Origin of the sequence: Capsulimonas corticalis (assembly GCF_003574315.2) — a bacterium.
Taxonomy (GTDB): Bacteria; Armatimonadota; Armatimonadia; order Armatimonadales; family Capsulimonadaceae; genus Capsulimonas; species Capsulimonas corticalis.
The window spans coordinates 7,544,533-7,567,883 of the sequence record NZ_AP025739.1; the positions used below are offsets into that span (position 1 = coordinate 7,544,533).

23 protein-coding genes are annotated in these 23,351 nt (G+C 63.4%); 10 read left to right on the plus strand and 13 right to left on the minus strand.

The features are described 5' to 3' along the window. Positions 1-53 precede the first annotated feature (53 nt). The 4 genes from uvrC to murJ form a co-directional block, all read right to left on the minus strand. The gene (gene uvrC / locus D5261_RS32905; protein WP_119319841.1) at positions 54-1,907 is read right to left on the minus strand and encodes an excinuclease ABC subunit UvrC; all 1,854 of its coding nucleotides are present in this window, start codon (positions 1,905-1,907) and stop codon (positions 54-56) included. Between the two features lie 36 nt (positions 1,908-1,943). Next, complete coding sequence (locus D5261_RS32910; RefSeq protein WP_119319842.1) at positions 1,944-2,378, minus strand: ATP-binding protein; 435 nt, start codon at positions 2,376-2,378, stop codon at positions 1,944-1,946. 177 nt (positions 2,379-2,555) lie between these two features. Beyond that, entirely contained in the window at positions 2,556-3,755 is a 1,200-nt protein-coding gene (locus D5261_RS32915) for an FhaA domain-containing protein (protein WP_119319843.1), read from the minus strand. A gap of 9 nt (positions 3,756-3,764) precedes the next feature. Continuing rightward, positions 3,765-5,402, minus strand: a complete 1,638-nt coding sequence (gene murJ / locus D5261_RS32920) for a murein biosynthesis integral membrane protein MurJ (RefSeq protein ID WP_119319844.1) — start codon at positions 5,400-5,402, stop codon at positions 3,765-3,767. Positions 5,403-5,488: 86 nt separating this feature from the next. Here murJ and D5261_RS32925 point away from each other — a divergent pair, with 86 nt between their 5' ends. From D5261_RS32925 to D5261_RS32960, 8 genes are all read left to right on the plus strand, one after another. After that, positions 5,489-6,163 carry a metallophosphoesterase gene (locus tag D5261_RS32925; RefSeq protein ID WP_165863960.1) on the plus strand — a complete coding sequence of 225 codons (675 nt, stop codon included), beginning with the start codon at positions 5,489-5,491 and terminating at the stop codon, positions 6,161-6,163. A 209-nt stretch (positions 6,164-6,372) separates the two neighbouring features. Then, positions 6,373-6,801 (plus strand): flotillin-like FloA family protein, encoded by a 429-nt coding sequence (locus tag D5261_RS32930; RefSeq protein WP_119319846.1) that lies wholly within the window; start codon positions 6,373-6,375, stop codon positions 6,799-6,801. A gap of 58 nt (positions 6,802-6,859) precedes the next feature. Then, positions 6,860-7,873 (plus strand): flotillin-like protein FloA, encoded by a 1,014-nt coding sequence (floA, locus tag D5261_RS32935; protein WP_119320278.1) that lies wholly within the window; start codon positions 6,860-6,862, stop codon positions 7,871-7,873. Positions 7,874-7,927: 54 nt separating this feature from the next. Continuing rightward, positions 7,928-8,743 (plus strand): hypothetical protein, encoded by an 816-nt coding sequence (locus D5261_RS32940; protein WP_301002377.1) that lies wholly within the window; start codon positions 7,928-7,930, stop codon positions 8,741-8,743. A 267-nt stretch (positions 8,744-9,010) separates the two neighbouring features. Beyond that, positions 9,011-9,715 (plus strand): Crp/Fnr family transcriptional regulator, encoded by a 705-nt coding sequence (locus tag D5261_RS32945; protein WP_125205808.1) that lies wholly within the window; start codon positions 9,011-9,013, stop codon positions 9,713-9,715. A 64-nt stretch (positions 9,716-9,779) separates the two neighbouring features. Continuing rightward, the gene (locus D5261_RS32950) at positions 9,780-10,430 is read left to right on the plus strand and encodes a histidine phosphatase family protein (protein WP_119319849.1); all 651 of its coding nucleotides are present in this window, start codon (positions 9,780-9,782) and stop codon (positions 10,428-10,430) included. Beyond that, entirely contained in the window at positions 10,420-11,160 is a 741-nt protein-coding gene (locus tag D5261_RS32955) for a TlyA family RNA methyltransferase (protein ID WP_119319850.1), read from the plus strand. The genes D5261_RS32950 and D5261_RS32955 overlap by 11 nt, the downstream gene beginning before the upstream one ends. Before the next feature lie 51 nt (positions 11,161-11,211). Beyond that, the gene (locus tag D5261_RS32960; RefSeq protein WP_245992475.1) at positions 11,212-11,673 is read left to right on the plus strand and encodes a cytidine deaminase; all 462 of its coding nucleotides are present in this window, start codon (positions 11,212-11,214) and stop codon (positions 11,671-11,673) included. 228 nt (positions 11,674-11,901) lie between these two features. Here the strand turns inward: D5261_RS32960 and D5261_RS32965 are convergent, their stop codons facing one another. From D5261_RS32965 to D5261_RS32985, 5 genes are all read right to left on the minus strand, one after another. Beyond that, complete coding sequence (locus tag D5261_RS32965) at positions 11,902-12,684, minus strand: energy transducer TonB (protein ID WP_119319851.1); 783 nt, start codon at positions 12,682-12,684, stop codon at positions 11,902-11,904. A gap of 345 nt (positions 12,685-13,029) precedes the next feature. Further along, a complete protein-coding gene (locus tag D5261_RS32970) occupies positions 13,030-13,428 on the minus strand; it encodes an ExbD/TolR family protein (protein WP_119319852.1) in 399 nt (132 codons plus the stop codon). Further along, the gene (locus tag D5261_RS32975; protein WP_119319853.1) at positions 13,425-14,051 is read right to left on the minus strand and encodes a MotA/TolQ/ExbB proton channel family protein; all 627 of its coding nucleotides are present in this window, start codon (positions 14,049-14,051) and stop codon (positions 13,425-13,427) included. Before D5261_RS32975 ends, D5261_RS32970 begins: the two co-directional genes overlap by 4 nt. Positions 14,052-14,066: 15 nt before the next feature. Then, entirely contained in the window at positions 14,067-16,112 is a 2,046-nt protein-coding gene (locus D5261_RS32980; RefSeq protein WP_119319854.1) for a TonB-dependent receptor plug domain-containing protein, read from the minus strand. Positions 16,113-16,380: 268 nt separating this feature from the next. Then, positions 16,381-16,764: a hypothetical protein gene (locus D5261_RS32985; RefSeq protein ID WP_301002378.1), complete on the minus strand. Its 384-nt coding sequence runs from the start codon at positions 16,762-16,764 to the stop codon at positions 16,381-16,383. A 217-nt stretch (positions 16,765-16,981) separates the two neighbouring features. On the opposite strand from D5261_RS32985, the gene D5261_RS32990 reads away from it, so the two are divergent. Together D5261_RS32990 and D5261_RS32995 are read left to right on the plus strand one after the other, a co-directional pair. After that, positions 16,982-17,968 (plus strand): sugar phosphate isomerase/epimerase family protein, encoded by a 987-nt coding sequence (locus D5261_RS32990; protein ID WP_119319856.1) that lies wholly within the window; start codon positions 16,982-16,984, stop codon positions 17,966-17,968. 167 nt (positions 17,969-18,135) lie between these two features. Next, entirely contained in the window at positions 18,136-20,265 is a 2,130-nt protein-coding gene (locus tag D5261_RS32995) for a sigma-70 family RNA polymerase sigma factor (protein WP_119319857.1), read from the plus strand. A 16-nt stretch (positions 20,266-20,281) separates the two neighbouring features. Here the strand turns inward: D5261_RS32995 and D5261_RS33000 are convergent, their stop codons facing one another. Genes D5261_RS33000 through D5261_RS33015 form a run of 4 tightly spaced genes read right to left on the minus strand, consistent with a single transcriptional unit; the run spans position 20,282 to position 23,351 of the window. Then, a complete protein-coding gene (locus D5261_RS33000; RefSeq protein ID WP_119319858.1) occupies positions 20,282-20,881 on the minus strand; it encodes a hypothetical protein in 600 nt (199 codons plus the stop codon). Further along, on the minus strand, positions 20,878-21,426 hold the full coding sequence (locus tag D5261_RS33005) for an anti-sigma factor family protein (RefSeq protein ID WP_119319859.1): 549 nt from the start codon (positions 21,424-21,426) through the stop codon (positions 20,878-20,880). The genes D5261_RS33000 and D5261_RS33005 overlap by 4 nt, the downstream gene beginning before the upstream one ends. Before the next feature lie 16 nt (positions 21,427-21,442). Beyond that, complete coding sequence (locus D5261_RS33010) at positions 21,443-22,090, minus strand: RNA polymerase sigma factor (protein ID WP_119319860.1); 648 nt, start codon at positions 22,088-22,090, stop codon at positions 21,443-21,445. Continuing rightward, positions 22,083-23,351, minus strand: a complete 1,269-nt coding sequence (locus tag D5261_RS33015; RefSeq protein WP_165863962.1) for a DUF1501 domain-containing protein — start codon at positions 23,349-23,351, stop codon at positions 22,083-22,085. Before D5261_RS33015 ends, D5261_RS33010 begins: the two co-directional genes overlap by 8 nt.

Here is a 23,351-nt window from a genome sequence, read left to right on the forward strand (position 1 = left end):
GCAAGGGAGGGGCGGCCGAAAGCGAGGATAGGTAGAAACAGGGAGGGCCAGCCCTACGCCGCGTTCCCATGCAGCATTTTGTGGATCGTCGCCGCCAGCCGTTTGTTCATGGCCGGGGCGGCGGCGAGCTGATCCACGGAGGCGTTCTTCATGCGCTCGACGCTGCCGAAGAATTTGAGCAGTTCGCGGCGGCGCGTCAGGCCGATACCGGGGATGGTGTCCAGCACGGAGAGCGTGGCGTTCTTGCCGCGCAGGGTGCGGTGGTAGGTGACGCTGTAGCGGTGGACTTCGTCGCGGATGCGCTGCAATAAGAAGAGCGCCTGGGAGTTCTTGGGGAGGGCGAGCGGCTGCGCCTGGCCGGGCTGGTAAACCAGCTCGAACTGCTTTGCCAGGCCGATCATGTTCAGCTCCACATCCAATTCCTTGGCGACCGAGACGGCGACGCCGAGCTGGCCCTTGCCGCCGTCGATCAGCATCAGATCAGGAAGGGTGCTGAACTTGGGATTGCCCGATTTCGCTTCCTTGAGACGCCGGGTGAGGACTTCTCGCATCATGGCGAAGTCGTTCGGTTCGCCGGTATTGGTCGGTTTCTGGATCTTGAAGCGCCGATATTCGGACTTCGCCGGCTTGCCCTCTTTGAAGACGACCATGCCGCCGACCGAAAAGCTGCCCTGAATCGTCGAGATATCATAGGCTTCGATGCGCTCGAGCGGCGTGTCGATGCCCAAGGCGTCCTGAAGCTCCATCAGCGCGCCCATCGTGCGGTCGTACTCGGTGAGCGTGTTCGTGCGCATCTGTTCGAGAGCGAGCTTCGCGTTGCCGATCGCCATGTCCAGCAGCTGCTTTTTGCCGCCGCGCTCGGGAACTGTCAGCGTCACCTTCGTGCCCTTTTTCTGACGCAGCCACTGCTCGATGATCACCGTTTCTTCGACATGGGTCGGGAGAATGATCTCCGTCGGCACATACGCGGCGTCCTGATAGTACTGCTTGAGGAACTCGCCGGTGGCGTTCTCCACCCCTTCTTCGTCCTCCAGGCCTTCGAGCATGAAGTGCTCCTGCCCGATCAGCTTGCCGTTGCGGATGAAGAACATCTGGACGGCCGATTCGCCGTGGTCGTTGACGATCGCGACGACATCCTGATCGGCGGCGTTGGTCGACACGACCTTCTGGCGCTCGATCAGCGTCTCGACGGCGGCGATCTGGTCGCGCAGACGCGCGGCGCGCTCGAACTGAAGATCCTCGGACGCTTCCTCCATCTCGGCGCGAAGCTGCTGCACCAGCTTCTCTTGCTTGCCGTCGAGGAACATCGCCACGTCGTCCACCATCTTCCGGTACTCCTCGGAGTTGGCGAGACCCGCGCAGGGCGCGTGCGGGCAGCGGCCCATGTGATGGTAGAGGCACGGACGCTGCACGGGGGAGTTATCCCAGCGCTTGCGGCAGGTGACGAGCGGGAAGAGACGATAGATCAGACGGAGGCTGTCCCAAACGGCGCGCGAATTGGTGAACGGCCCGAAGTACTTCGCCCCATCCTTCTTGACGCGGCGAGTGACGAGCAGCCGTGGGTACGGCTCGTTCATCGTGAGGACGAGATAAGGGTACTGCTTGTCGTCGCGCAGGCGGATGTTGTAATGCGGCCGGTGCTCCTTGATAAGATTGCATTCAAGGATCAGCGCTTCCAGCTCACTGTCCACGACGATATAGTCGAGGTCCACCGTGCGGGAGATCAGCTTGCGGGTTTTTGGGGAGTGCTTGGCGCTCTTTTGGAAGTATGAGCGGACGCGATTTCGAAGGTTGATCGCTTTTCCGACGTAGATGATCTCGCCGGCCGCGTCTTTATAGAGATAACATCCTGGCTGAGTCGGAAGGCCTTTGAGCTTTTCTTCCAAACTCGGAATTCTTGCAACCATGATGGACTCATTATAGCACAACCGAACAAAGGTTTGCTACTGTTGCGAATCCGCCGGAAGAAAAGTCTTAATCATCCGGACCGTCAGACCGTCTCGGGAGGTCTCCAGCGCGACGTTATCCATGATGGACCGAATGAGAAAGAGACCGCGTCCGCCCTCGGCGGTGAGGTCGGGCATACGTTCCGGGGTGTTTTCTTTCAGGGAAAACTCCGTGCCCTGATCCTGCACTTCAAAAATTAGCTGATGGCTCGTGACGGTCACCAGGCAGCGCAAAACGAAGAAATTTCCTTCTCCTTGCGGAGATCCGTGTTCGACGGCGTTTGCGCATGCTTCTCCGATGGCGAGCTCAATGAGGTCTGTGAGATCGGCGGCGTAGCTGTCCACGAAGGCCCGGGTCGCGGCGCGTGCTTCATGGACGTTGCAGGGATGACTCTGCCACCGGCGCTCAACGATTACTTGTAGGTCGTGCATATCATTTCCAAAATGAGCCCTTGTCCCTCGACTGTACCCAGTTCGTTTTATATTAAAACACGCGTCTTTGCCTGACGGAACGTCAGTCCATGTACTTGCGCGCGAGATTGAGCGTGTAGAGCACGACGCCAAGCAGGAGGGCTAAAAACAGATAGCGCAGCAGCCCCAGAAGTACGATCACTGAGCGCCTCCAGAGAAGCGCAGCTCGCGCGTGCCAATCGTGACGATGTCGCCGTTCGCCAAGATCGCGCGCTGTCCGGGCGGAACGCGTCGGCCGTTAAGGCGCGTCCCATGCGCGCTTTCCAGATCCTCCAGGTAATACGTGCTTGGATCCGGAGACACGATGCGCGCGTGCCGCGTTGCGATGGATGGGTCGTCAATAACAAGATCGGCAGTTACGGCCCGCCCGATTAGGGTCTCCGACGCCAAAAGATGCTCGCCGCCGTTCGCGGCGACCAATTTGGCGCGGCGCGGACCGTCGGAAGCCTTCGGCGCGGGGGAAGCGGTTTCATACGCCGGCGCGACAGGGGCGGCGGCAACGGGGCGCGTGATCGGCGGGGCGGACTGCGCCGCCGACGCCTGCTGGAAAACCAGATGCGTCGTTCCGATCACGATGTCGTCGCCGGAGGCGAGCGCGCGGTTATCGGCGATCTTCGCGCCGTTCACCGACACGCCGTTCGTGCTGCCAAGATCGTAGAGCGTGAAATGGCCGTCCCGCTCCCGCTCAATGCGCGCATGCGCCTTGGAAACCAGGCCGTCGTCGCTCAGCACAAGATCGTTTCCCGCGTTGCGCGAACGGCCGATCGTCGTGATGGGTTTGGTGAGGCTGAAGAGGTGCTTGCGTCCGCCGGGATCGGTGACGGCGAGGGACGCCCACGCGACGGCGGGAACGGTGCCTTCTTCGTCATCGTCATCATAGACGGCGGCGACGGTCGGCAGGTCCTGATCCGAATCGCGCGTGATGGGAGCCGGCGCGGAGGACGGCGCTCCTTCCCCCTTCTCAAAGCGCACCTTCACCCGGACTTTCTCGCGGCGCGGCTCACGCTCGGCCTCGGGGATCTCGCGGATGGTGAAGTCCAGCGGGCCGCGCGCATGGTAGCTGTTCTGCGCCATGAAACGCTGGAGCACGCTGACCAGTTCTTCTTCGTCCAGGAACGAAAGCAGATAATCGCGCTCTTCCGGATCGTCGACGGCAAGCTCCAGAATGAACTTGTTGGGGACATAGACCTTGCTGTCCAGCCCTTCCTTACGGTTCTCCTCCATGGCCGCGATGATCTTGCGCAGAACATCCTTGGGACGCAAACCGCCGGCGTCCCCGCCGAAAAGGTTCTCGTACCACGCGCCGAATTTGCTGTTAAAACGCTCGAAAAGGTCCATAAGTATGTTTTACCCTCGTTTGCGACGTTTTACCATATCAATGCCCGCTTGCAGTTCAGGCATTTTTAGTAATCGGGCAATGAAATAGAAGGCCGCGAGCCCTACACCGCCGGGAAGGACCAGCGCGACCGCCGCGTGCAGCGACGCCGGGACGCGAACGACCATGAACAAGGCGTCCACGCCCAGCCGCAGCGCCCACGCCGTGACGGCCAGCGCCGCCGTCGCCGTGAGCGTCCGCGCAACGCTGATAATCAGCTCGCGCCGTCCCAAGCCGCGCAGACGCTTCGAGAGGACGATCAGCAGGACGATCATGTGGATCGTCGCCACAATGCTCGTCGCGAGCGCCAGCCCGGCCACGCCGCCGTTCATCTGGATCACCAGCCAGTTCAGAAAGATGAACACGCCGGTGTTGATCGTGCCCGAGATCACGGGCGTGCGCGAATCCTGAATGGAGTAAAACGCACGCGTGAGCACCGCCTGGGCGGACCAGGCGAAGATGCCGATCGAGTAGAAGCGCAGCGGCTCGGCCGTGAGCGTCGTCGCCTCCGCCGTAAACTGTCCATGCTGGAACAGAAGCGTGATGATGGGCGCGGCGAGCACGAAGAACAGCGCGGAGGCCGGAAGCGTCAGGAATAAGATCGTGCGCAGGCCGTTATTGATCGTCGCCCGCAGCGCCTTGCGGTTCTTGGCCGCCGCCTGCGCCGCCATCGTCGGCAGGATCGCGATTCCCATCGCCTGCGCGAAGATTCCGATGGGGATGAGCATCAGCCGGTTGGCGTATTGCATCGCCGTCTGCGCGCCGTAGGAGAGCTCCGAAGCGAAGTAGCTGTTGATGATCTGATCGACATTGGGCAGGGAAACGCCCAGCAGGATCGGCAGCATCATCTTCCAGACCTTGACGGCGCCGGGGTACAGCACCGCAAGACTGGGCTTGTAGCGGGCGCCCACGCGCCGCACGGAGATCGCCTGGAGCACGAAGTTCCCGATGAACGCGCCTGCCAGCGCTCCCCACATCAGCCCCGAAATCCCAAGGCCCAGGGACGGCGCGACGATCGCGCCGGCAATGATCCCCAGGTTGTAGATGCTGGGGCCGAGCGCGGGGATCAAAAACTGCTTGCGCGCGTTCAGAGTCCCCATCATCAGACCGCCGAGCATGAAGAAGATCTGGGCGGGGACGACGATCCGGGTCAAGTGCGCCGTGATCGCGATCTGGTCGGGATGGCCCCGGTACCCGGGGTTCATTAGAAGCACCAGCTGCGGCGCGAAGATCTCGGCAACGACGACAAAGAGCGCCGCGACGATAAACGTGACCGTGGCGACCACGGAAAACGTCTTCCAGGCGCCGCGTTCGTTTTTGTTGGCGATGTACTCGCTGAAAACAGGAATAAAGGTCGAGGAAAGCGCGCCGCCGGCGATCAGATAGGTCATCAGATCGGGGATTTTAAAGGCCGCCACATAAGCGTCCGTGTGCGCGCCGACCGGAAATTGATACGCGATCACCATATCGCGGACCATGCCGATGATCCGCGAAAGAAGCGTAAACGCCACCACCGTCATCGCCGCGCGCTGCACGCCGCCGGATCCAGTATCGCCGCTGGACTTTGTCACGGCCGGCGGATCTTTCGGCGGAGCCGTGGTTGCTGACATAGATATTTCCTCACAGGGTGAGTATACGGATGGAGGGCGGGCATGTCAATACGAACACACGCGGCAAGCGGGGTATACTGTTGTTTATGCGACGAATTTGGGGGCTGGCGGACACTCACTTGTCGTTCGCGCAGCCCAAGCCGATGGATATCTTTGGGGACCACTGGCGCGACCACCCGGCTCGGATCGAGAAGAATTGCCGCGCTGTTGTCGAGGAGAACGACCTGCTGCTGATGCCGGGCGATCTGTCCTGGGCGATGCGCCGTCCGCAGGCGGAGATGGATCTGGCGTGGCTGAGCGCCCTGCCGGGCATCAAAGTCCTCTGCAAAGGGAACCACGATTACTGGTGGGATTCGGACCGGCCGCTCAACTATCCCGGCCTGCACGACACGCCGTTTATTTCCGAGGACGGAAAGATCGGCGTGGCCGGAACGCGGGGCTGGGCGCTGCCGAACGGTCTTATCACGCCGGAAGAGCAGGCGCAGAGCGATAAGATCGTCGCGCGGGAGATCCATCGCCTCCGCAAACGCCTCGACGCGATCAAAGACTGCGAGCTCAAGATCGCGCTGATCCACTACCCGCCGATCCCGCCCTTCGCCGAGGTGCTCGCGGAGCACGGCGTCGCCACCATTCTCTACGGACACCTGCATCTGGGCGGCAACGAATCGACGCCCCCGGAAGAGTGGCGCGGCATGCGCGCCCTTTGCGTCGCCTGCGATCGGCTGAACTTCATGCCGCGTCTGATCGCAACGATCAAATAAGCGTCGCGAACGATCAAATAAGCGTCGCGAACGATCAAATAAGCGTCGCGAACGATCAAATAAGCGCCGCGAACGATCAAATAAGCGCCGCGAACGATCAAATAAGCGCCGCGAACGATCAAATAAGCGCCGCGAACGATCAAATAAGCGCCGCGACGATATCCGCGCCTGCAAGATCATCAACGAAGTTTCTGTCGGGAGGATTGCGGATGTATATCTACCTGCCCCATCTTGTACTGCTTCTCATCGTTCCCATTCTTCTGATCCTCGTCCTGCGATTCCTCTCCATCGGGAGCTGGATCAACGCGAAGGCCGCCGGGATCCAAGGCGTCAGCCTCGCGGCTCTGATCGGGATGCGTCTGCGGAAAGTCCCGCCCACCCGCGTGGTGAACCCGCTGATCGCGGCGGTCAAAGCGGGCGTTCCGGTAAACGTCATCCAATTGGAAACCCATTACCTGGCCGGCGGTAATGTCGACCGGATCGTCAGCGCCCTGATCAGCGCGCACCGGGCCGGGATTCCCCTCTCAGTGGAGAGGGCCGCCATGCTTGACCTTCAGCGTGTGAACGTTCTTGAGGTCGTGCAGGCTTCCGTGGCGGCCCAGCAAGTCGATCCACGCTTGACCGCCACAGCCGAATAGCAATCAAAACTGGTACACTCACTGTAACAATTCGAACACGCGCATGGAGGCGTTCCATATGGAAATGTTGGTGCCGGTCGTTCTGCTGCTCATCGTAGCCCTCGTTCTCTTATCGCTCTTTCTCAAATTCGTTCCGGTGCCGCTCTGGATCAACGCCCGCGCGGCGGGCGTCGAAGGCGTCAACCCCGGCAGCCTGATCGGCATGCGTCTGCGCAAAGTGCCCCAGGACCGCGTGGTGAACCCGCTGATCGCGGCGGTCAAGGCGGGCGTCCCGGTAAATGTCAACCAATTGGAAACCCATTACCTGGCCGGCGGTAATGTCGACCGGATCGTCAGCGCCCTGATCAGCGCGCACCGGGCGCAGATCCCCCTGTCGTTTGAAAAGGCGGCCGCGATCGATCTGGCGGGACGCAACGTGCTGGAAGCGGTCCAGATGTCGGTCAACCCGAAGGTCATCGAAACGCCGGTCGTGGCGGGCGTCGCCAAAAACGGCGTCGAGATGAAGGCGTTCGCCCGGGTTACGGTGCGCGCGAACATCGACCAGTTTGTCGGCGGCGCGGGGGAGCAGACGGTCCTGGCGCGCGTCGGCGAAGGCATCGTCACCACCATCGGCTCGGCGGACACGCACAAGGACGTCATGGAGCGGCCGGACAGCATCTCCAAGACCGTTCTGGCGAAGGGCCTGGACGCCGGCACGGCGTTTGAGATCCTTTCGATCGACATCGCCGACGTAATCGTCGGACAGAACATCGGCGCGCGCCTTCAAACCGACCAGGCCGAGGCGGACAAGAAGATCGCGCAGGCGAAGGCCGAGGAACGGCGCTCGATGGCTGTGGCGCGCGAGCAGGAAATGAAGGCGTATACGCAGGAGATGCAGGCGAAGGTCGTGGAGTCGCAAGCGCAGATCCCGATTGCCATCGCCGAGGCCCTCGCCGCCGGACGCATGGGCGTGATGGACTATTACAACATGCGCAATATCCAGGCGGACACCGATATGCGCAGCGGCATCAGCAAGCTGTCGGGGGGAGACGCCGACAGCGGACAGTCCAACACGACGGGAGCGCAGTCGTAACGCGAAACGAAGCCGTGAGAAACGGGGGGGCTTGCCGTGCATGAGATAGTCTTCGTGATCCTCGCGATCATCATTTGGATCGCCAAAGGCGTGATCGGCATCTTTCGCGCCGCCGTCAAGGAACAGGCGAAGCTGAAGGCGCAAGGCCCCGGCGCGTCCCAATATGGACAGCCCCGCGCCGTCCCGCCCGCGCCCAATTACCCGCCGCCCGCCGGCGCGCCGCCGTTCGGGCAGTCTCCGTACCAGGGCGCCCCCGCCTACGGCCAGCAGCAGCAGTCCGCCGCGCCGGCCCAATTCGGTCAGCCGCCCGTCGCCCCTCAGTACGGGCAGCCGCCCCTCACGCCGCAGCAATACGGCCAGGCTCCAGGCGCGCCGCAGCAGTACGGACAGGCTCCCGCCATGCCACAGCAGTATGGGCAAGCGCCCGCCATGCCGCAGCAATACGGGCAAGCGCCGATGGCTCCCCAGCAGTACGGGCAGGTTCCGGCGGCGCCCCAGCAGTATGGTCAGCCGGCCGCCGCCGCGCCGCAGTTTGGCGCTCCAGCCGGCCCGTCGTATCCCACGCCTTATGGACGCCCGCAAGCCGCCTATGGCGTTCCGCCGCCTTCGCAGAACCCATACGGCGCCGGGCCGCCCCCGGTCGCCGCGGCGCTGCGCTCCGCGCCGCCAGTCTCCTACCCCTCTCCCCAGCCGGCGCAGGCCCTGCCTTCGCGCCCTTCGGCGCCAATCTTCACACCCAGGGCGGCAAACGCCAAACCCAAGATTTCGCTCCCGCTCGGAGACCCGAACAGCCTGCTCTCCGCCATTGTCATGCAGGAGATTTTTGGGCCGCCGGTCAGCAAACGGCAGGCGCGGCGCCATCCGGAATAATTACAGTTTCCACGTCCGCCCAATAAAGCGTTTTTTGTGATAAACGCAACCTAATTTATACATGAAAACGCCGTCATTCCGACAATTCGGCTCCAATTAGCACATTTTAACCGAATATATACCAGTTTTCCCCCATTCACCCGGTTTTATGTGAGGAATCTTTGACCAATATGCGTAACTATGGTATACTTCGGTCTGTAAGCGAGCAGTCTCTGTGTTGTTTACTTCGTAGTTCTAACCCTGAAAGCAGTCTAGAAGGAAAGAATATTGAGCCCATTAATACCATATTTCATGCAAGTGCCGGTCCTGGCGGCCTTGCCGGAGGAGACGCAAAAACGCCTGGAGCGCATCGCTGAGCAGCGCCAATATCGACGACGGCAAGTCATTCATTTCGCGGATCAGGCTGGAGACTTTCTTTTTCTTCTTTGCTCCGGCCGAGTCAAGGTCTCGCGTGTCTCTGAACAGGGACGTGAAGTTACTCTGGGATTGATTGAAGGCAGCCAGCTCTTTGGTGAAACGGGTTTACTCGCCGAAAACCAGCCGTACGAACTGATGGCGGAAACGCTGGAAGATTCGATGGTGTGTGTATTTCGTCGCAATGATATTATCGCAGCATTGAACGAAACCCCCGCCGCCGCCATGGAGATGATGAAGCTGATCGCCGAACGCCGCTCCCAAGCGGAAACGACGGTCGCCGATCTGGTTTTCCTGGAGGTCCCCAAGCGTCTTTCGAAGCTTCTGCTTCGACTGAACGAGGAATACGGCAGCAAGACGAGCCGAGGCGGAACGCTGATCAAAGCCAAGTTCACCCATCAGGAACTGGCGAATATGATCGGAAGCACCCGCGAAACCACGACGCTGATCCTGAACGACTTTAAGCGTCAAGGGTACATCGATTTCTCCGGCCGCAAAATCGTGGTGCGAAACACCGCGGAGCTGGAATCGATCATGCGCGGAACAGCTACCAAGTAAGCTTATTCTTGGGAGGCGCCCCAACCGGGGCGCCTTTTTTTATGCGCCGGGTATACTTGGTTCCATGAAGCTTTTTCTCCTCAGGCACGGGCAGTCGCAAAATAACGCCGGATTGACCGACCATCTCGACAGCGATCTCACTCCTCTCGGCGAGGCGCAGGCGGAGCGGACCGGCGAGCATTTGGCGACGCTCGGCGTCGATCGCATCTACGTTTCGCCGCTGCGGCGGACTTTGCAGACGATCGCTCCGTACTGCCGCATCGCCCATGCCCGAGCCCATCTTTACCCGCAGGTCTGCGAATACTTCTCTCCCAACTATCCGGCATTCAAGACGTTTCCCGGCCTGTCTCCGACGGACCTCCGAAAGCAGTTTCCCTTTGTGGACATCGATCCGGCCAGCGGCTGCGACGATGTCTGGTGGCCACAGCAGCTGGAGAACGACGACATCATTTACGCCCGCGCCGTCAAGGTCCGCGAGAGCCTCAAGGCGCAGTTCGGCGATACCGACGCGCACCTATTGATCGTGTCCCATTCGGATGTCGTCGGCCGTCTGATCGAAGCGTTCCTGCGCGTTCCGCCCGTGCCGGACGATCCGCCGTGGGCCGACAACTGCTCGCTCGGGCTGCTGGAATGCGATGCGTCCGACGCCCCGGCGCGTCTCATCTATCAGAACAATACGGAGCACTTGAAGGGCGTCACAGCCAATGCGTCTTGACAAACTGCTCGTCGAGCGCGGCCACGCGCGCAGCCGCTCCGAGGCCGAGGCGCTGATCGATCAGCAGATGGTGTGCGTCAAAGGCAAGTTCGGCTTAAAAGCGAGCGCTCCGGTGGATGAAACGGCCGAGATCGAGATCACCGGCGAAGTATTGCCGTTCGTCTCGCGCGGCGGCCAGAAGCTGGCGGCGGCGCTGGAGAAGTTCGGGATCGATCCGGCGGGCAAGCAGTGCCTGGACGCCGGCGCGTCCACGGGCGGCTTCACGGACTGCCTGCTGCAAAACGGCGCGGCGCATGTCTTCGCCATCGATGTCGGCCGCGACCAGATGGTCCCACAATTGCGCGAGGATGCCCGTGTGACGCTCCGAGAGCGCGTCAACGTGCGTGACCTCACGCCCGACATGTTCCCCGGCCCATTCGCGCTGATCGTCGCCGATCTCTCGTTTATCTCGCTCACGATCGCGTTCCCCGCGCTGGCGCCGTTATTGACGCCCGACGGCGATATCGTCTGCCTGGTCAAGCCGCAGTTCGAGGTCGGCGCGGAGCGTGTCGGCAAGGGCGGTATCGTCCGCAGCCCGCAGCTGCGCACCCAGGCGCTCGCGCGGGTGGTCGCCGCCGCTTACGGCGTGGGCCTGGCGGAGTTCGGACGCATGCCCAGCCCGATCCGGGGCGGCGACGGAAACGAGGAGTTTCTTCTGCATCTGCGCCCGGTTGCGCACGTTCCCCGGTAATTTTGCCGGGAAATGTGGTAGAAGGTAACAGATTGAGAAAAGGGGAAACCGATGCGCGAACAATCCACGATGGTGACGGACTTGCTGCAAACGGATATCGACCACGCCGCGCTGGTGCACGATCTGAAAGGCGAGATCGTCGCGGCCGCGCGTGAGGCGCAGGCGGCCGCCTACGCCCCCTACTCCAACTTCCCGGTCGGCGCGGCGGTGCTGCTGAGCGATGGGACGATCTACCGTGGCTGCAATATCGAGAACGCCTCGTTCGGCCTGACCGTCTGCGCCGAGCGCGTCGCGATCTTCAACGCCATCGCCGACGGCCGCATGGACATCGTCGCCATCGCCCTGGTGACCACCGCCACCCGCCTCGCCAAACCCTGCGGCGCCTGCCGCCAGGTCATCGCCGAATTCTCCCAGGCCGACAACCCTATCATGATCGTCTCCACCTGCGCCGGCGACGAGATCTGCGTCGAACCGATCTCCGCCCTGCTGCCGGATAACTTTACGCTGTTGTGACGGTGCGCGCAAACCCACCCCGGCGCTTCGCGCCACCCCTCCCGCCGACGGGAAGGGTTTGTAAGATTGCCTCTTACGAAAGCGCTTGCGATAACACGCTCTTTAATTACCCTTCCCGTCGGCGGGAGGGGTGGCCCGAAGGGCCGGGGTGGGTATGCCCAGGGAGGGGTCGGCCGAAGGCCAGGGTGGGTTTGCCACAGAGGGGTGGCGCGGCCCCGTCTCACCCCATCAACTCACCTGAAACTCCACCGTCAGCCGTAAGTAACTTTCCGTGGGCGTCCCATCCTTCCGCGCCGGCTGGAATTTCCAGCGCCGCGCGGCTTCGAGCGCCAGCGCGTCCAGGCGATCGTTCCCTGTCGATTCCAGCGTTTTGACAGTCGCCGAGCCGTCCGCGTGGATCGTAAAGATCGCGCGGAACTGGGTATTGATGTCGGTATCGAGCAGGTCGTCCGGAATCGTCGGCTCCGTTTTGGACACGACGGTCGCCGGCTCGATCTTTGGCGCGGGCGGCGGCGCGGGTGCCGGAGGCGGCGTGGGCGCGGGAGCTGGCGCGGGCGGCGGCGTGGGAGCAGGCGTGGGCTCGACCGGCGGCGCGGGGGCGGGCGTTACGGGCGCCGCAGGCGCCGCGGTCGGCTGCGGGACCTGTCCAACCTGCCCGGTCCCATCGTTGGTGACGCCGCTGTCGCCGCCGGTTCCGGCCGGCGCCGCAGAGGCGACGACCTTAGGGAGATTGCGCGTATCGCGCGCCACATGGCTGGGCGCGGCGTGCGACGCCGTATGCCCCGCCGGATGCGGCTTCGCGGCTACCTTCTTCTTCGGCGGCGCTTTCTTCGGCTCCGGTTTCTTGGGGACCGGCGGCAGCTTCACCAGCGTCACATTGTCGTATCGATGACCGTGATTGGGCTTAAACGCGCCCAGCTTCGCCAGCAGCGGCAGCAGCGCCGCGACGATCACGACGGCCACGCCGATCATCTTCGGCAGCAGCGGCTTTTCCTTTTTTCGGCGACGCATTTTGCGTGGCTCCTTGTTCTATTTCACAGCGTATGGCACAGCGGCCTTCGCCCTCTCTCAAACCCACCCCGGCTCTTCGCGCCACCCCTGGCAAACCCACCCCAGGCCTTCGGCCGACCCCTCCCAGGTCCTACCTACCCCCGCGCTTCGCGCGACCCCTCCCGAGACGGGAAGGGTGCTTCGGATCGATGTCGCAGGCGGCTCTCGTAAGAGTCAATCTTACAAACCCTTCCCGTCGCGGGAGGGGTCGGCCGAAGGCCGGGGGTAGGTCACCCGGGAGGGGTAGCGCGAAGGCGCGGGGTAGGTCACACGATGGGACCGGCCAAAGCTCCAGGCTAAGTTGACCTACTGCGTCGCGATCGCAAACCGCTCGACTCCTGCTTTGCGGGCGTTGTCCATGACAGTCGTCACCAGGCCGTGCGTCACGCGGCCGTCGGCGTTGATGATGACGAGCGTGCTGTCGGTCACGCCCAGGGTCTTCAGCTCCGAGGTCTCGTCGGCGACGTTGATCGCTTTGGTGTTCAGATGCAGATTGCCGGCGGAATCGAGCGTCAAGGTCACATTTTGCGCGGAGTGCTGGACGCCGGTGCTGGCCTTGGGCAAGTTGACGGGCAGGCCGTTCTGCACCGCAAGCGCGAGGCTGGCGACGATGAAGAACATAAGCAGGAACATCATCGTGTCGATCATCGGGATGATGATGATTTCGGCTTCTTCGGGCTGGCGGCGGGCGCGGATCTTCATCATGAGTGCACCACCCGTCCGGTCACGAGGTTGGTCAGCTCGTCGCCGTAGTATTCCAAATCTTCGACGAAGCGCTTGATCAAGTTGCTGAAGTAGTTGTAGAAGATGACGGCCGCCGTCGCGACGACGATGCCCGTCGCGGTAGAGATCAGGGATTCCGAGACGCCGGACATAACGGCGGTCGGCGACGAGAGGCCGCCGGCGGCGACTTGCTTGAACGAGGAGATCATGCCGGCGATGGTGCCGAGCAGGCCGAGCAGCGGCGCGATCGTGATGATCGTTTTGAGGCCGAGCAGATAGTTTTCCAGGGCGGGCAGTTCGTTGGCGGCTTCGTGGGCCATGGCGATCTCCATCGCTTCGGCGCTGCGGTCGGCGTTGCGCAGGCCGCTCGCCATGATGCGGGCGAGCGGAGTCTTGAAGGTTTCCATATGGCGGATGGCGGCGGCGTAGTCGCCGGACTGGGTCGCTTCGCGCACGTCGTCGAGCAGCACTTCCGGATCGACGGACGAGGCTTTGCGGAAGGTGATCATCCGCTCCAGGATGATCCCGATCGCGACGATGGCGCAGAGGATGAGCGGGTACATCATCACGCCGCCCTGGTGCATGTATGTCATGAAGCTATTCATGGTCGGTAAAATCTCCTAAAAGGTCTGCGTGAACTTCACGCCGAAAGTGCGTCCCTGGCCCCATTCCCGTCCCGAGAACGCGCTGGCCTGTTTGATAACGTAAGGCTGATTGAGCAGATTGATCACGGTCGCCTCGATCTCGCTGTGTCCGGATTTGACACTGAGGCCGCCGTTGAAGATGAAGTGCGACGGAACGCGCAGGAAGTTGACATTCCCTGCGTCGTCCTGGCCGTACGGAAGGCCGGAGCCGTACTCGCCGTCGAGGTTGACGCCGATGCTTCCATGGGAGTACGAGAGTCCCACGGCGGCGGTGTCGGTCTGGTCGTGGTCGGCGTAGAAGTAGCCGGGAGAGATATCGCTGGAAAAGATGCCGCCGGTGATGGCGCCGGCGTTCTTGGCCCACGACCGGGCGTAGTTGGCGTAGCCGGAGAGATCATGCGTGATCGGGCCGTCGACCGCCGCTTCCAGGCCGCGGACATATCCCTTTTCGACGTTGAACGGCACCGTAATCTGCGTGCTGCCGAGCGCGGTGTCGTCCACGACATCCTTCGCCGTCTTGTAATAGGCGCTGAGGGTCGTCGTGACGCCCGAGTGGTCGTGCTGGTACCCGACTTCGTAGAAGTCGTCCCGCTCCGGCTTGATCGACGTCACCACGGTGTTCCCAATCGCCGTCGAGCCGCTGAGCTGCCGGACATCCTCAAACGCCGTCGGCTGGAAGAGACGGTCGTAGTAAGCGTGGAAATGGTCGTGCGGTCCGGCGGCGTAGGTCATATTCAGGCGCGGCGAGAGCTGGGAGCTTTCGATCACGGCCTTATGCACATCGTAGCGCGCGCCGAAGTTGATCTGCCAGCGGCCCGGCGTCCAGTCGTCCTGAAGGTACGCCGACTGGTCGTTGCCGCCGATATTGTGATTGTCCGTGACCGGCGCATCGCCGTTCCCCGACAGGATTTTGAACTGCTCCGATCCGGTCACCGTCTGCCCGTCGAACCCGACGCCGAGGGTATGCCGCCGCGCGACGCGGACACTATAGTCGGTGCGCACGCCGGCGTAATTCGCCTTCTGGTTCTCGAATGTGGAGACGAGACCCGACGTATCGGGATTGTCCGCCGACGCCATCAGGTCATGCACGGGATCGCCATTGTAACGCAGCTGCGAGGTGTGGCTGTAGAACGCGGCGAGCAGGCTCTGCCGGGCGTCGTCATGCTTCCAGATCACATTGGCGAAGGTCCCGTTTTCGACTTGACGATCGTCCTGCCCGATCGCTTGCCGGTCCGGCTCATTGGGGATCTGAAGCTCGGAATCCGTGTGCGCGGTGTCGATCGTCAACTTGTCGTTGCGTCCGGCCTGATAATCGAACTTGCCGAACACGACCGAATCGGACCCCGAATCGTGCAGCGGCGTCTGCGAGACGGGATCGAGCCGCCGATCGGTCGAGCCGCGAATTCCCGACAGGAAGTACGAAACGCGCCCCACTCCGCCGCTCGTCTGCCCAATCGTCTCGTAGGTCTCATATCCCTGAACGATCTGCTGAAACAATCCCGTCGGATGTCCCGGCCGGCCGGCCTTTGCGTTCACGGCGAACACCGCCGCGAGGTTGCCGCCATAGTAACTCGGGAAGCCGCCCGTATAGACTTTCAGCGTCTCGATGTTCTTCGGATCGATCAGATCGGTAAAGGATCCGGAAACCGACGACGGCAGCGGCGCGCCGTCCAGATAATACGTGTACTGCCCGTGCGACCCTCGGATATGCAGGTCGCCGCTGGAGGACTGGACCGCGCCGGCGACGCTGCTGGCGATGATGCTGCTGAAGCTGCTGGAGTTCGCTTTATTTTCAATGGACTGCGCCGTAATCGTCGTCGTGCTGCCCGATTGCTTGGGCACGGCGGCGTGCTTCTTCGCGGTCACCTTGACGACGATAACGGGCGCGCGCTTCGGATCAAAAATCTCATCGCCCGGACTGGCCGCGTCGGCGCCGGCCGGCGTGGCGCAGGGAGCAGGGCAAGGCAGGGCGGCCAAAAGCGTGGCCGCCACCGCCCACCGGCGTGCATGGATGCGTCGCATACTGTCTTTCTCTTAGGTCAAAAATGGGTCACGGGTGAACGAAGCGATTGGGTTGGGACGTGGTGAAGACCGGACTTTGAGCGCGGCGAGGATGCCCCTCGGCCCCCACAGGGGGCGCAAACCATATTGTCGAAAACGTGACAAATCCTCTCTTGCTTCCCTCTCCTAGAATTGGGAGAGGGGCTGGGGGTGAGGGCTTCGGCACGCAGACGCATCTATGGTTTGCTCCCCCTGTGGGGGGCGGGGGCGTCTTCGAGACGCCGCGAAATCAAAGTGAACAGTCTACGGAAACGTCCAGTACGGAAGGAGGGCCGCGCAGGAAAACCTGGCGTGGAATGCGAGGGAGGAAAAATCGAACGGGCGAAACGGCGAACGCGACGCGCTCGCTTGGGGACAGCGTCACATGAGCGTTCGCCGCAAGACGGGGCATCAGACTGAGCAGCCACTCGCAGGCCGCGCAGGGCGCGGTCGGGACGGAGGGAGTCGCCGTATGGATTGTGGCCGCGGCGCTGAGCGACGCGCCCCCGATGCGTGTGTCGTCGGTATGATGCGCGACGCTGACAGTTCCCATCCAGAGACAGACAAACGCCATCAGCCGCGCGAGTGCGCGTACAAGGGCGGGCGTCCTGCCAGATTGGAAGTGAGTAAACAAGAACTTAAGCGTTGTCCTGCCGCAAAGTCGATACGGCTGTATTGTACACCATCTTGGCGCGTTCTGGGAAGGCAAAAGTTCCCACAGCGTCGAAATACCCGCGTGTCTACCTGCCTAATCCAGCTTGGATACTGGACAACGATTCGCGCATCTGCTAAAATGAGGCCGCGAAAACGTCAAAAACACAGGAATTTTATCCGTAGGAGTCCCATATCGCATGAAGATTGGAATCTTTACCGCCCTTTTTCATGACCGGCCGATCGAAGAGGCGCTGGACATCATCGCCGCAGCCGGCATCAAAGCGGTGGAGCTGGGCGCGGGCGCTTATCCAGGCTCGAACCACCTCGACAATATGGGCGGCGTGGAAAAGCTGATTTCGGACAATGGCGCGCGTAAGAAGCTGAAGAAAGCCATTGAGGATCGCGGCCTGACGCTCGATTCCCTTTCGGTGCACGGCAACGCGCTGCATCCGGACAAAGCGATCGCCGACGATCACCATCAGGCGTTTGTCAACGCCGTCCTGCTGGCCGAAAAGCTGGAAGTCGGCGTCGTGAACGGCTTCTCGGGCTGCCCCGGCGACAACTCCCGCGCGAAGTATCCGAACTGGGTCACCGCCGCCTGGCCGGATGAGTTCCGCGACATTCTGGACTGGCAGTGGAAGAAGAAGGTCATCCCCTATTGGAAGGCGCAGAACCGCTTCCTGAAGCAGCACAACGTCAAGTTCGCCATTGAAGCGCACCCGGGCTTCGTCGTGTACAACCCCGAAACGATCCTGAAGCTGCGCAACGCGGCCGGCGATCAGATCGGCGCGAACTTCGACCCGTCGCACCTCTGGTGGCAGGGCGTCGACCCCATCGCCGCCATCCGCAACCTCGGGCCCGCCGGCGCCATCTTCCACGTTCACGCCAAGGATACCCGGATCGATCCGATCAACTCGGGGATCAACGGCAACCTGGACGTCAAGTCCTACGGCGACATCGCCGCCCGCTCCTGGGTCTTCCGCTCCGTCGGCTACGGCCACGACACCTTCTGGTGGAAAGAGTTCGTCTCCAACCTCCTGATGATCGGCTACGACGGCGTCCTGTCCATCGAGCACGAAGACAGCATGCTCTCCACAAGTGAAGGCATCAAGAAGGCCGTTGAAACCCTGGAAGCCGCCATCGTGACCGAAAAGCCCGGCGCGATGTTCTGGGCGAAGGATTAAGAAGACCTCAGATGCCCCCGGCCCCACAGGGGGGTATCTGAATTCGATAGCACACAGGCCGGCGGAGCAATCCGCCGGCCTTTTTCTTTGTCTATTTTTCGCCAAAGCAAAATCTCGGGAATAATCACTTCCATCTTCGCATCTCTTAAGTTGGAAGAGCAAATAACATGGATGATGCAGCATTGGTGGAGGCCGTTCGCGCGGGGCGGCAGGTGTTTGGGACGCTGGTGGAGCGCCATCAGCAGGGGATTCTGCGGCTGTGCCGCCGGATCGCCGGCGATCCGACCGATGCGGAGGATCTGGCGCATGAGGCGTTTATTGAGGCGTATGTGAAGCTGGCGCAGTTGCAGGATCCCGCGAAGTTCGGCGGGTGGCTGCGCGTTCTGGCGCTGAATATCTGCCGGGCATGGTGGCGCACACGCTATCGGCTGCCGGTAGACGTGCTGGAAGACGATGTGACGGACAGCGCCGCCGCGCCCAATCCGCGCATCGGCCAGCTTCAGAACGATCTCAATCGCCTGCCGGCGCCGGACCGTTTGGTGCTGGTGCTGCATTACTGGGAAGGGCTCTCCTATTCCGATGTCGCCGCGTTTTTGGATATCCCGATCGGGACGGTCATGAGCCGTCTGCACCGGGCGCGCGGACGACTGAAAGGGGTTATGGAGATGGAACAAGAAGAAACGCCCGTGGACATGGAGTTCCGGCGCGAGGTGGACGCCGAAATTCACGCGCTGATGACGCTGTTCGGCGCCGGCGAGATGGAGCGGCTGAGCGTGCTGCTGGAGCGCTCGCCGGAACGGTATCTCGACCTCATTCGGGCGTCGCATGAGGACGAAATGCGCGAGGATGTCGCCGTGCTTCTGCGGCGGCTGGGACGCCATGGGATGGAGGCCGCCGTTTCGGCGTATCTTTCCGACGATCTCCTCCTACGGGAAAACGCTTCGGAGATTCTGCGGCGTTGCTTCGCGCGCCCCAAGACGGAGGCCGAAGTCTCCCCGCCGGCGACAATGGCATGGCGCGAGGCCTACTGGCTTTCGGACGCCCTGATCCGTTCGTCGCCCGACGCCGCACGCAAGGCACAACTGTTGCTCGACCTTCTGGAAGCCTGCCCGGACGATCCGACGCAGTTGTTGCTCGCCAATATGCTCACAAGCGATGGCAACGCAGGCTTTAACGTCCTGGTCGCCCGCGTCCTGCAATCGACATCCGTCGAGGATCTCTGGCGCAGTCCGCGCGTCCTCCATACGATCTGCCGATTCGGATCCCGCTGGGCCAAGGTGCTGACCGCGATGCTGGATGCGCCCTATGCCGCGACTGAGACAAATTCCGTCCCAGCGCCGCAAGTCGCCCTCACTGCCGCCGAAGCCCTGGCTCGCGCGCTCCGCTCCGAATGGGTTCCCGCAGAAGAGCGCTCGCCGGAGCGCTTGGCCCTGCAAACCCGGTTTTCCACGCAGGCGCTGCGCTGGACGCCGCCCGCGCCCGACCTGCGCGATCCCGAAACCATCGAAGCGCTCGCCAGCCGCGTCGCCGCGTACGCCGAATCCGCCGACGCCGAGACGCGCAACACCGCGCTCCGAACGCTGGGACTATTCGCGATCCCGAAACATCGGGACGCCGTGCGTAATGCGACAAGACACGAAGACCTGTCCACGCGCACGGCGGCGCTCCGCGCCCTCGCGGCCATGAACGACGACTCGGCGCGCCCTTGGATCGCCAAGGCGCTGGCGTCGCCCGACGCGCCCGAGCGCCGCGCCGCCGTGGAGGCGGCGACATCGCTGGCGCTTCGCGATCTCCAGGCGGAGATCATCCGCGCCCTCGACGATTCGGACAAAGAGGTCGTCCGCGCCGCGATCATCGCCCTGGCCGAGATCGGCGACGAGGCCGCGCAGGTCACCCTGCGCGGTCTCCTGAAATCGTCCGACCCGGCCACCGTCAAGATCGTCGCGAGCGCGATGTTCGGCGGCAAGCGCGGCCAGAAAAACGTGGTCCACTCCGGACGCGCTCGAAAAGTCGTCGTCCCGCCCTCCGACCGCCCCGGCATGGCGGATCTTATCCGCGGCGGCGCCAAGCCGCCGTTCTACATGTCGCCCGACGCAGCGATCCTGGCGCTTCCCGAGGATCGCCATTACGGAGAGCTGGAGCTGACCAAGTTCATCAGCCAGCTCTGCAGCGACTATTCGGGAACGCGCCGCTGCCTGGTCTCCGAGCGATTGATGACGCGGCATGCGGGGGTGTACGAGTTTACGGAACGTGGACGGGCGGTGTGGCGGGTGGAGCATTACTTGGCGGAGAGATAGGCGCTCCATCCCCCGTTCAATCCCGCCGCGCCATCGTCTCCAGCAGCGCCCCCACCCCCATCGCCGTCGCAATCAGCGCTTGCAGCCAGCCGACAAAAGGGATCACCGAGGCGAAGAACAGCAGCGGGAGACCGACTCGGGCGGCGGCGATAGGATCTTCGGCGTCATTGCCCAGCAGCGAGAGGACGCGGCGGCCGAGGGTGGCGGCCGAGAGGATCGCGCCCCATCCGATCAGCATCGCGCCGGCGGAGAACAGAAAGAGACCGAGCAGGGCCAAAGGTTTGATATTGATGAGGATCGCGGTGGCGGTCGCGACGAACAGGGCGCAGAGGATCCCCCAGACGAAGTGCAGCGGGCGGCCGTGGCGCGAGTTTTCCAAGGCGCGTTCGCTGATGTCCGCCAGCAGAGCGCCTCGGCCAAGGGCGATGGCGAAGAGGCAGAGCACGGCGAAGGCGGCGACGGCGAGCAGCAGCACGAACGGGCCGGCGCCGAGCGCCCTGGCGAGCGCCCAGGGCTGGCCGGCGCCGTTGTCGGCGTGCGCGGCGGACGCCAGGGTCAGTGAGAGAAGCACGGCGGCGGGCAGCGAGCGTGTCGCCGAGGCGGGGCGAATATTCAAGCAGTTCGCCTCCGGGCGTGATGCGCCAAGACGAGGTTCGCGGCCAGAGCAAGAAGGCAGACGGGCAGCACCCAAGCGAACATGGGAACGGCGCCCTGGAGGTGCGTGAGCGAACCGGAGAAGCCGCGAGCGCTGTCGAGGAGCCAGCTTGGCGTCGTCTGCAAGACGCGCGGGTCCGGCGCGATATCGCCCGTGGTCAGACGGATCCCTTGCAGCGCGGGACGCGCGAACCAAACCACGGCGGCGAGGGAGCCGGCGAATGCCGCTATGGCGGCGGCTTGCAGCCACGGCGCGGGGCGTGCGGGGCTGGGCGCGGACGCGCGGGCTTCCACCTGGGCCATAAGCCGCGCGGTGAAGTCGTCGCTGATGGCGGCCGGCTGCTGAACCCACTGGGTAGCGGCGCGGGAAAGCTGGCGGTATTCGCGCCAGCGGGCGGCGCAGGCGGGGCAGGCGGCGACATGCGCGTCCAGGCTTTCGCGCTCGGCGGCGGACAGCATCCCGTCCAGCGACTGCTGGATCCAGAGTTCGGCTTGCGTACAGTTCATGATTCTCAGCGATTCCTTACGATTCCCAGTACCCGGACAGCGCCGTGCGCAGCTGGGCGCGGGCGCGAAACAGATGCGTTTTGACCGTGCCGACCGGAAGCTCCGTCGCGACGGCGATCTCGTCGTAGGTCAGGTCGTCCAGGTGCCGCAGCAAAAAGACGGCCCGGTACTTCGGCGGCAGCCCGCCGACGGCGGCTTGCAGGCGCTCTTGGAACTCCTCGGTCAGGAGGTGCTGGAGCGGCGTGTCGGATTGGTCGGCGGGATCGCACACGGCGTCCAGCACCAGGGTCGCGGGGGCGCGGCCGTGGGCGCGCAGCTTGTCCAGACAGCGATTGACCGTGATCCGATAGAGCCAGGGACGATAACTGGAGTCCTTGCGATACGTGGCCCGCCGATCGAACGCCGCCAGGAACGCCTCCTGCACGATGTCCTCGGCTTCCTCCGGCCCCGCGCCGGAGAGCATGCGGCGGGCGAGCGCGAGCAGACGCCCACGGTAGCGCTCAACCAGCAGGGCGAACGCGGCCGTGTCGCCGGACGCGCGGACGCGTTCGGCGAGCGCCTCGTCCGTCCACGCGCCGTCCATTGTCCGCGTCTCACCCGACTGCGCCATACGCGCTATCAGCCCCTTCGCGGTCCAGAGTGGGCGTAAGACCAGCTCACGCATACGTCACTCCCATCGGAGTAAATTGCAGGCCCGGGAAGACAGCCCCGACATTGCCGTTGCCGGCGCGCCGCGCCAGCACTTCCCCCAGAACATTTCGATAATCGGTCGTCACATGCAAGTCTCCCGGCCCATCGCGCTGATCGGGCGCCAGCCCCGGCCATCGGCCATGGATTCGGCCGCCCGCGACCCCGTGTCCGCCCAGGATAAACATCACGCCGGCGCGGCCGTGGTCCGTCCCGGCCCCGCTGTTTTCCTCAATGCGCCGTCCGAACTCGGACTGCACGACGACCGTGGTGTGCGCCCAGCGCTCCGGCCCCAGATCTTTGGCGAACGCGGCGATGCTCGCGCCAAGGGTCGTCAGCTGCCCCGCGAGAAGCCCGATCGACCCGCCCTGCGCGACATGCGTGTCGTAGCCGTAGTGGTCCAGACACGCGGCTTCGACCCCGACTCCCTTTTTGATCAGCAGCGCCGTTTGCATCAAACCATGCCCAAGATCGTCGGTCGGATAAGCGGCGCCGTTGGACGGATGATAGGGCGCCGCAGCGGCGTCTTCCAGCGTTCGGAGGACGCCGAGCGTCTCCAATCCCGCCGTCGCCAGCGCGCCACTGTTGGTATTGTACATCGAATGCAGGCATTCGTGAAGCTGTGCGTGCGAAACTGACGCCAGATCGTGCAGATTGAGGTCGCCGACATCCTGCAGCGCGCTGGCGCCGGCGGCTCCGCGCAGAGCGTCGGGAACCATCGTCCCCAGCGCCACGGCGCGCAGCGGCGATGGGTTTCGCCACGGCGCGGACACCAGATGCCGCGCGATCCATCCGCTCGCCGGCCCCTGGGCGCCGTAAAGACCGCGCTCCATCGTCGCCATGGCCTCGAAGTGCGACCGGGTCTGATCCCCGGAACCGCAGGCGTGAACAATCGCCATCTGTCCCGATTGATAGAGGGGCAGCAGCGGGCGCAGCGCCGGATGCAGGCCGAAGTAGCCGTCCAGGTCCGCGACGCCCGTCCCGCTTCCCTTCGTGGGCGAAGCGAGCGCCAGAGTCGGCCGGCTGCGGTGATAGTGGTCGTCGGCGTGCGGAATGACCAGGCTGAGGCCGTCGGCGCCGCCTCTCAGAAAGATCGTGACAAGGACGTGATCCGGCGCGCGCTGCTCCGTATTGAGCCCGACCGCGCCAAGAGCCGTGCGCGGCCGCAGAAAGGCGGGAATGGCGGCGAGCGCGGCGCGGCCGAGAAATTGGCGGCGTGCGGGTGAACTGATGGACAT

Coding starts and splice junctions, on each gene's coding strand:
- uvrC (WP_119319841.1), bottom strand. CDS start 1,907: ATGGTTGCAAGAATTCCGAGTTTGGAAGAAAAGCTCAAAGGCCTTCCG.
- D5261_RS32910 (WP_119319842.1), bottom strand. CDS start 2,378: ATGCACGACCTACAAGTAATCGTTGAGCGCCGGTGGCAGAGTCATCCC.
- D5261_RS32915 (WP_119319843.1), bottom strand. CDS start 3,755: ATGGACCTTTTCGAGCGTTTTAACAGCAAATTCGGCGCGTGGTACGAG.
- murJ (WP_119319844.1), bottom strand. CDS start 5,402: ATGTCAGCAACCACGGCTCCGCCGAAAGATCCGCCGGCCGTGACAAAG.
- D5261_RS32925 (WP_165863960.1), top strand. CDS start 5,489: ATGCGACGAATTTGGGGGCTGGCGGACACTCACTTGTCGTTCGCGCAG.
- D5261_RS32930 (WP_119319846.1), top strand. CDS start 6,373: ATGTATATCTACCTGCCCCATCTTGTACTGCTTCTCATCGTTCCCATT.
- floA (WP_119320278.1), top strand. CDS start 6,860: ATGGAAATGTTGGTGCCGGTCGTTCTGCTGCTCATCGTAGCCCTCGTT.
- D5261_RS32950 (WP_119319849.1), top strand. CDS start 9,780: ATGAAGCTTTTTCTCCTCAGGCACGGGCAGTCGCAAAATAACGCCGGA.
- D5261_RS32955 (WP_119319850.1), top strand. CDS start 10,420: ATGCGTCTTGACAAACTGCTCGTCGAGCGCGGCCACGCGCGCAGCCGC.
- D5261_RS32960 (WP_245992475.1), top strand. CDS start 11,212: ATGCGCGAACAATCCACGATGGTGACGGACTTGCTGCAAACGGATATC.
- D5261_RS32965 (WP_119319851.1), bottom strand. CDS start 12,684: ATGCGTCGCCGAAAAAAGGAAAAGCCGCTGCTGCCGAAGATGATCGGC.
- D5261_RS32970 (WP_119319852.1), bottom strand. CDS start 13,428: ATGATGAAGATCCGCGCCCGCCGCCAGCCCGAAGAAGCCGAAATCATC.
- D5261_RS32975 (WP_119319853.1), bottom strand. CDS start 14,051: ATGAATAGCTTCATGACATACATGCACCAGGGCGGCGTGATGATGTAC.
- D5261_RS32980 (WP_119319854.1), bottom strand. CDS start 16,112: ATGCGACGCATCCATGCACGCCGGTGGGCGGTGGCGGCCACGCTTTTG.
- D5261_RS32990 (WP_119319856.1), top strand. CDS start 16,982: ATGAAGATTGGAATCTTTACCGCCCTTTTTCATGACCGGCCGATCGAA.
- D5261_RS32995 (WP_119319857.1), top strand. CDS start 18,136: ATGGATGATGCAGCATTGGTGGAGGCCGTTCGCGCGGGGCGGCAGGTG.
- D5261_RS33005 (WP_119319859.1), bottom strand. CDS start 21,426: ATGAACTGTACGCAAGCCGAACTCTGGATCCAGCAGTCGCTGGACGGG.
- D5261_RS33010 (WP_119319860.1), bottom strand. CDS start 22,090: ATGCGTGAGCTGGTCTTACGCCCACTCTGGACCGCGAAGGGGCTGATA.
- D5261_RS33015 (WP_165863962.1), bottom strand. CDS start 23,351: ATGTCCATCAGTTCACCCGCACGCCGCCAATTTCTCGGCCGCGCCGCG.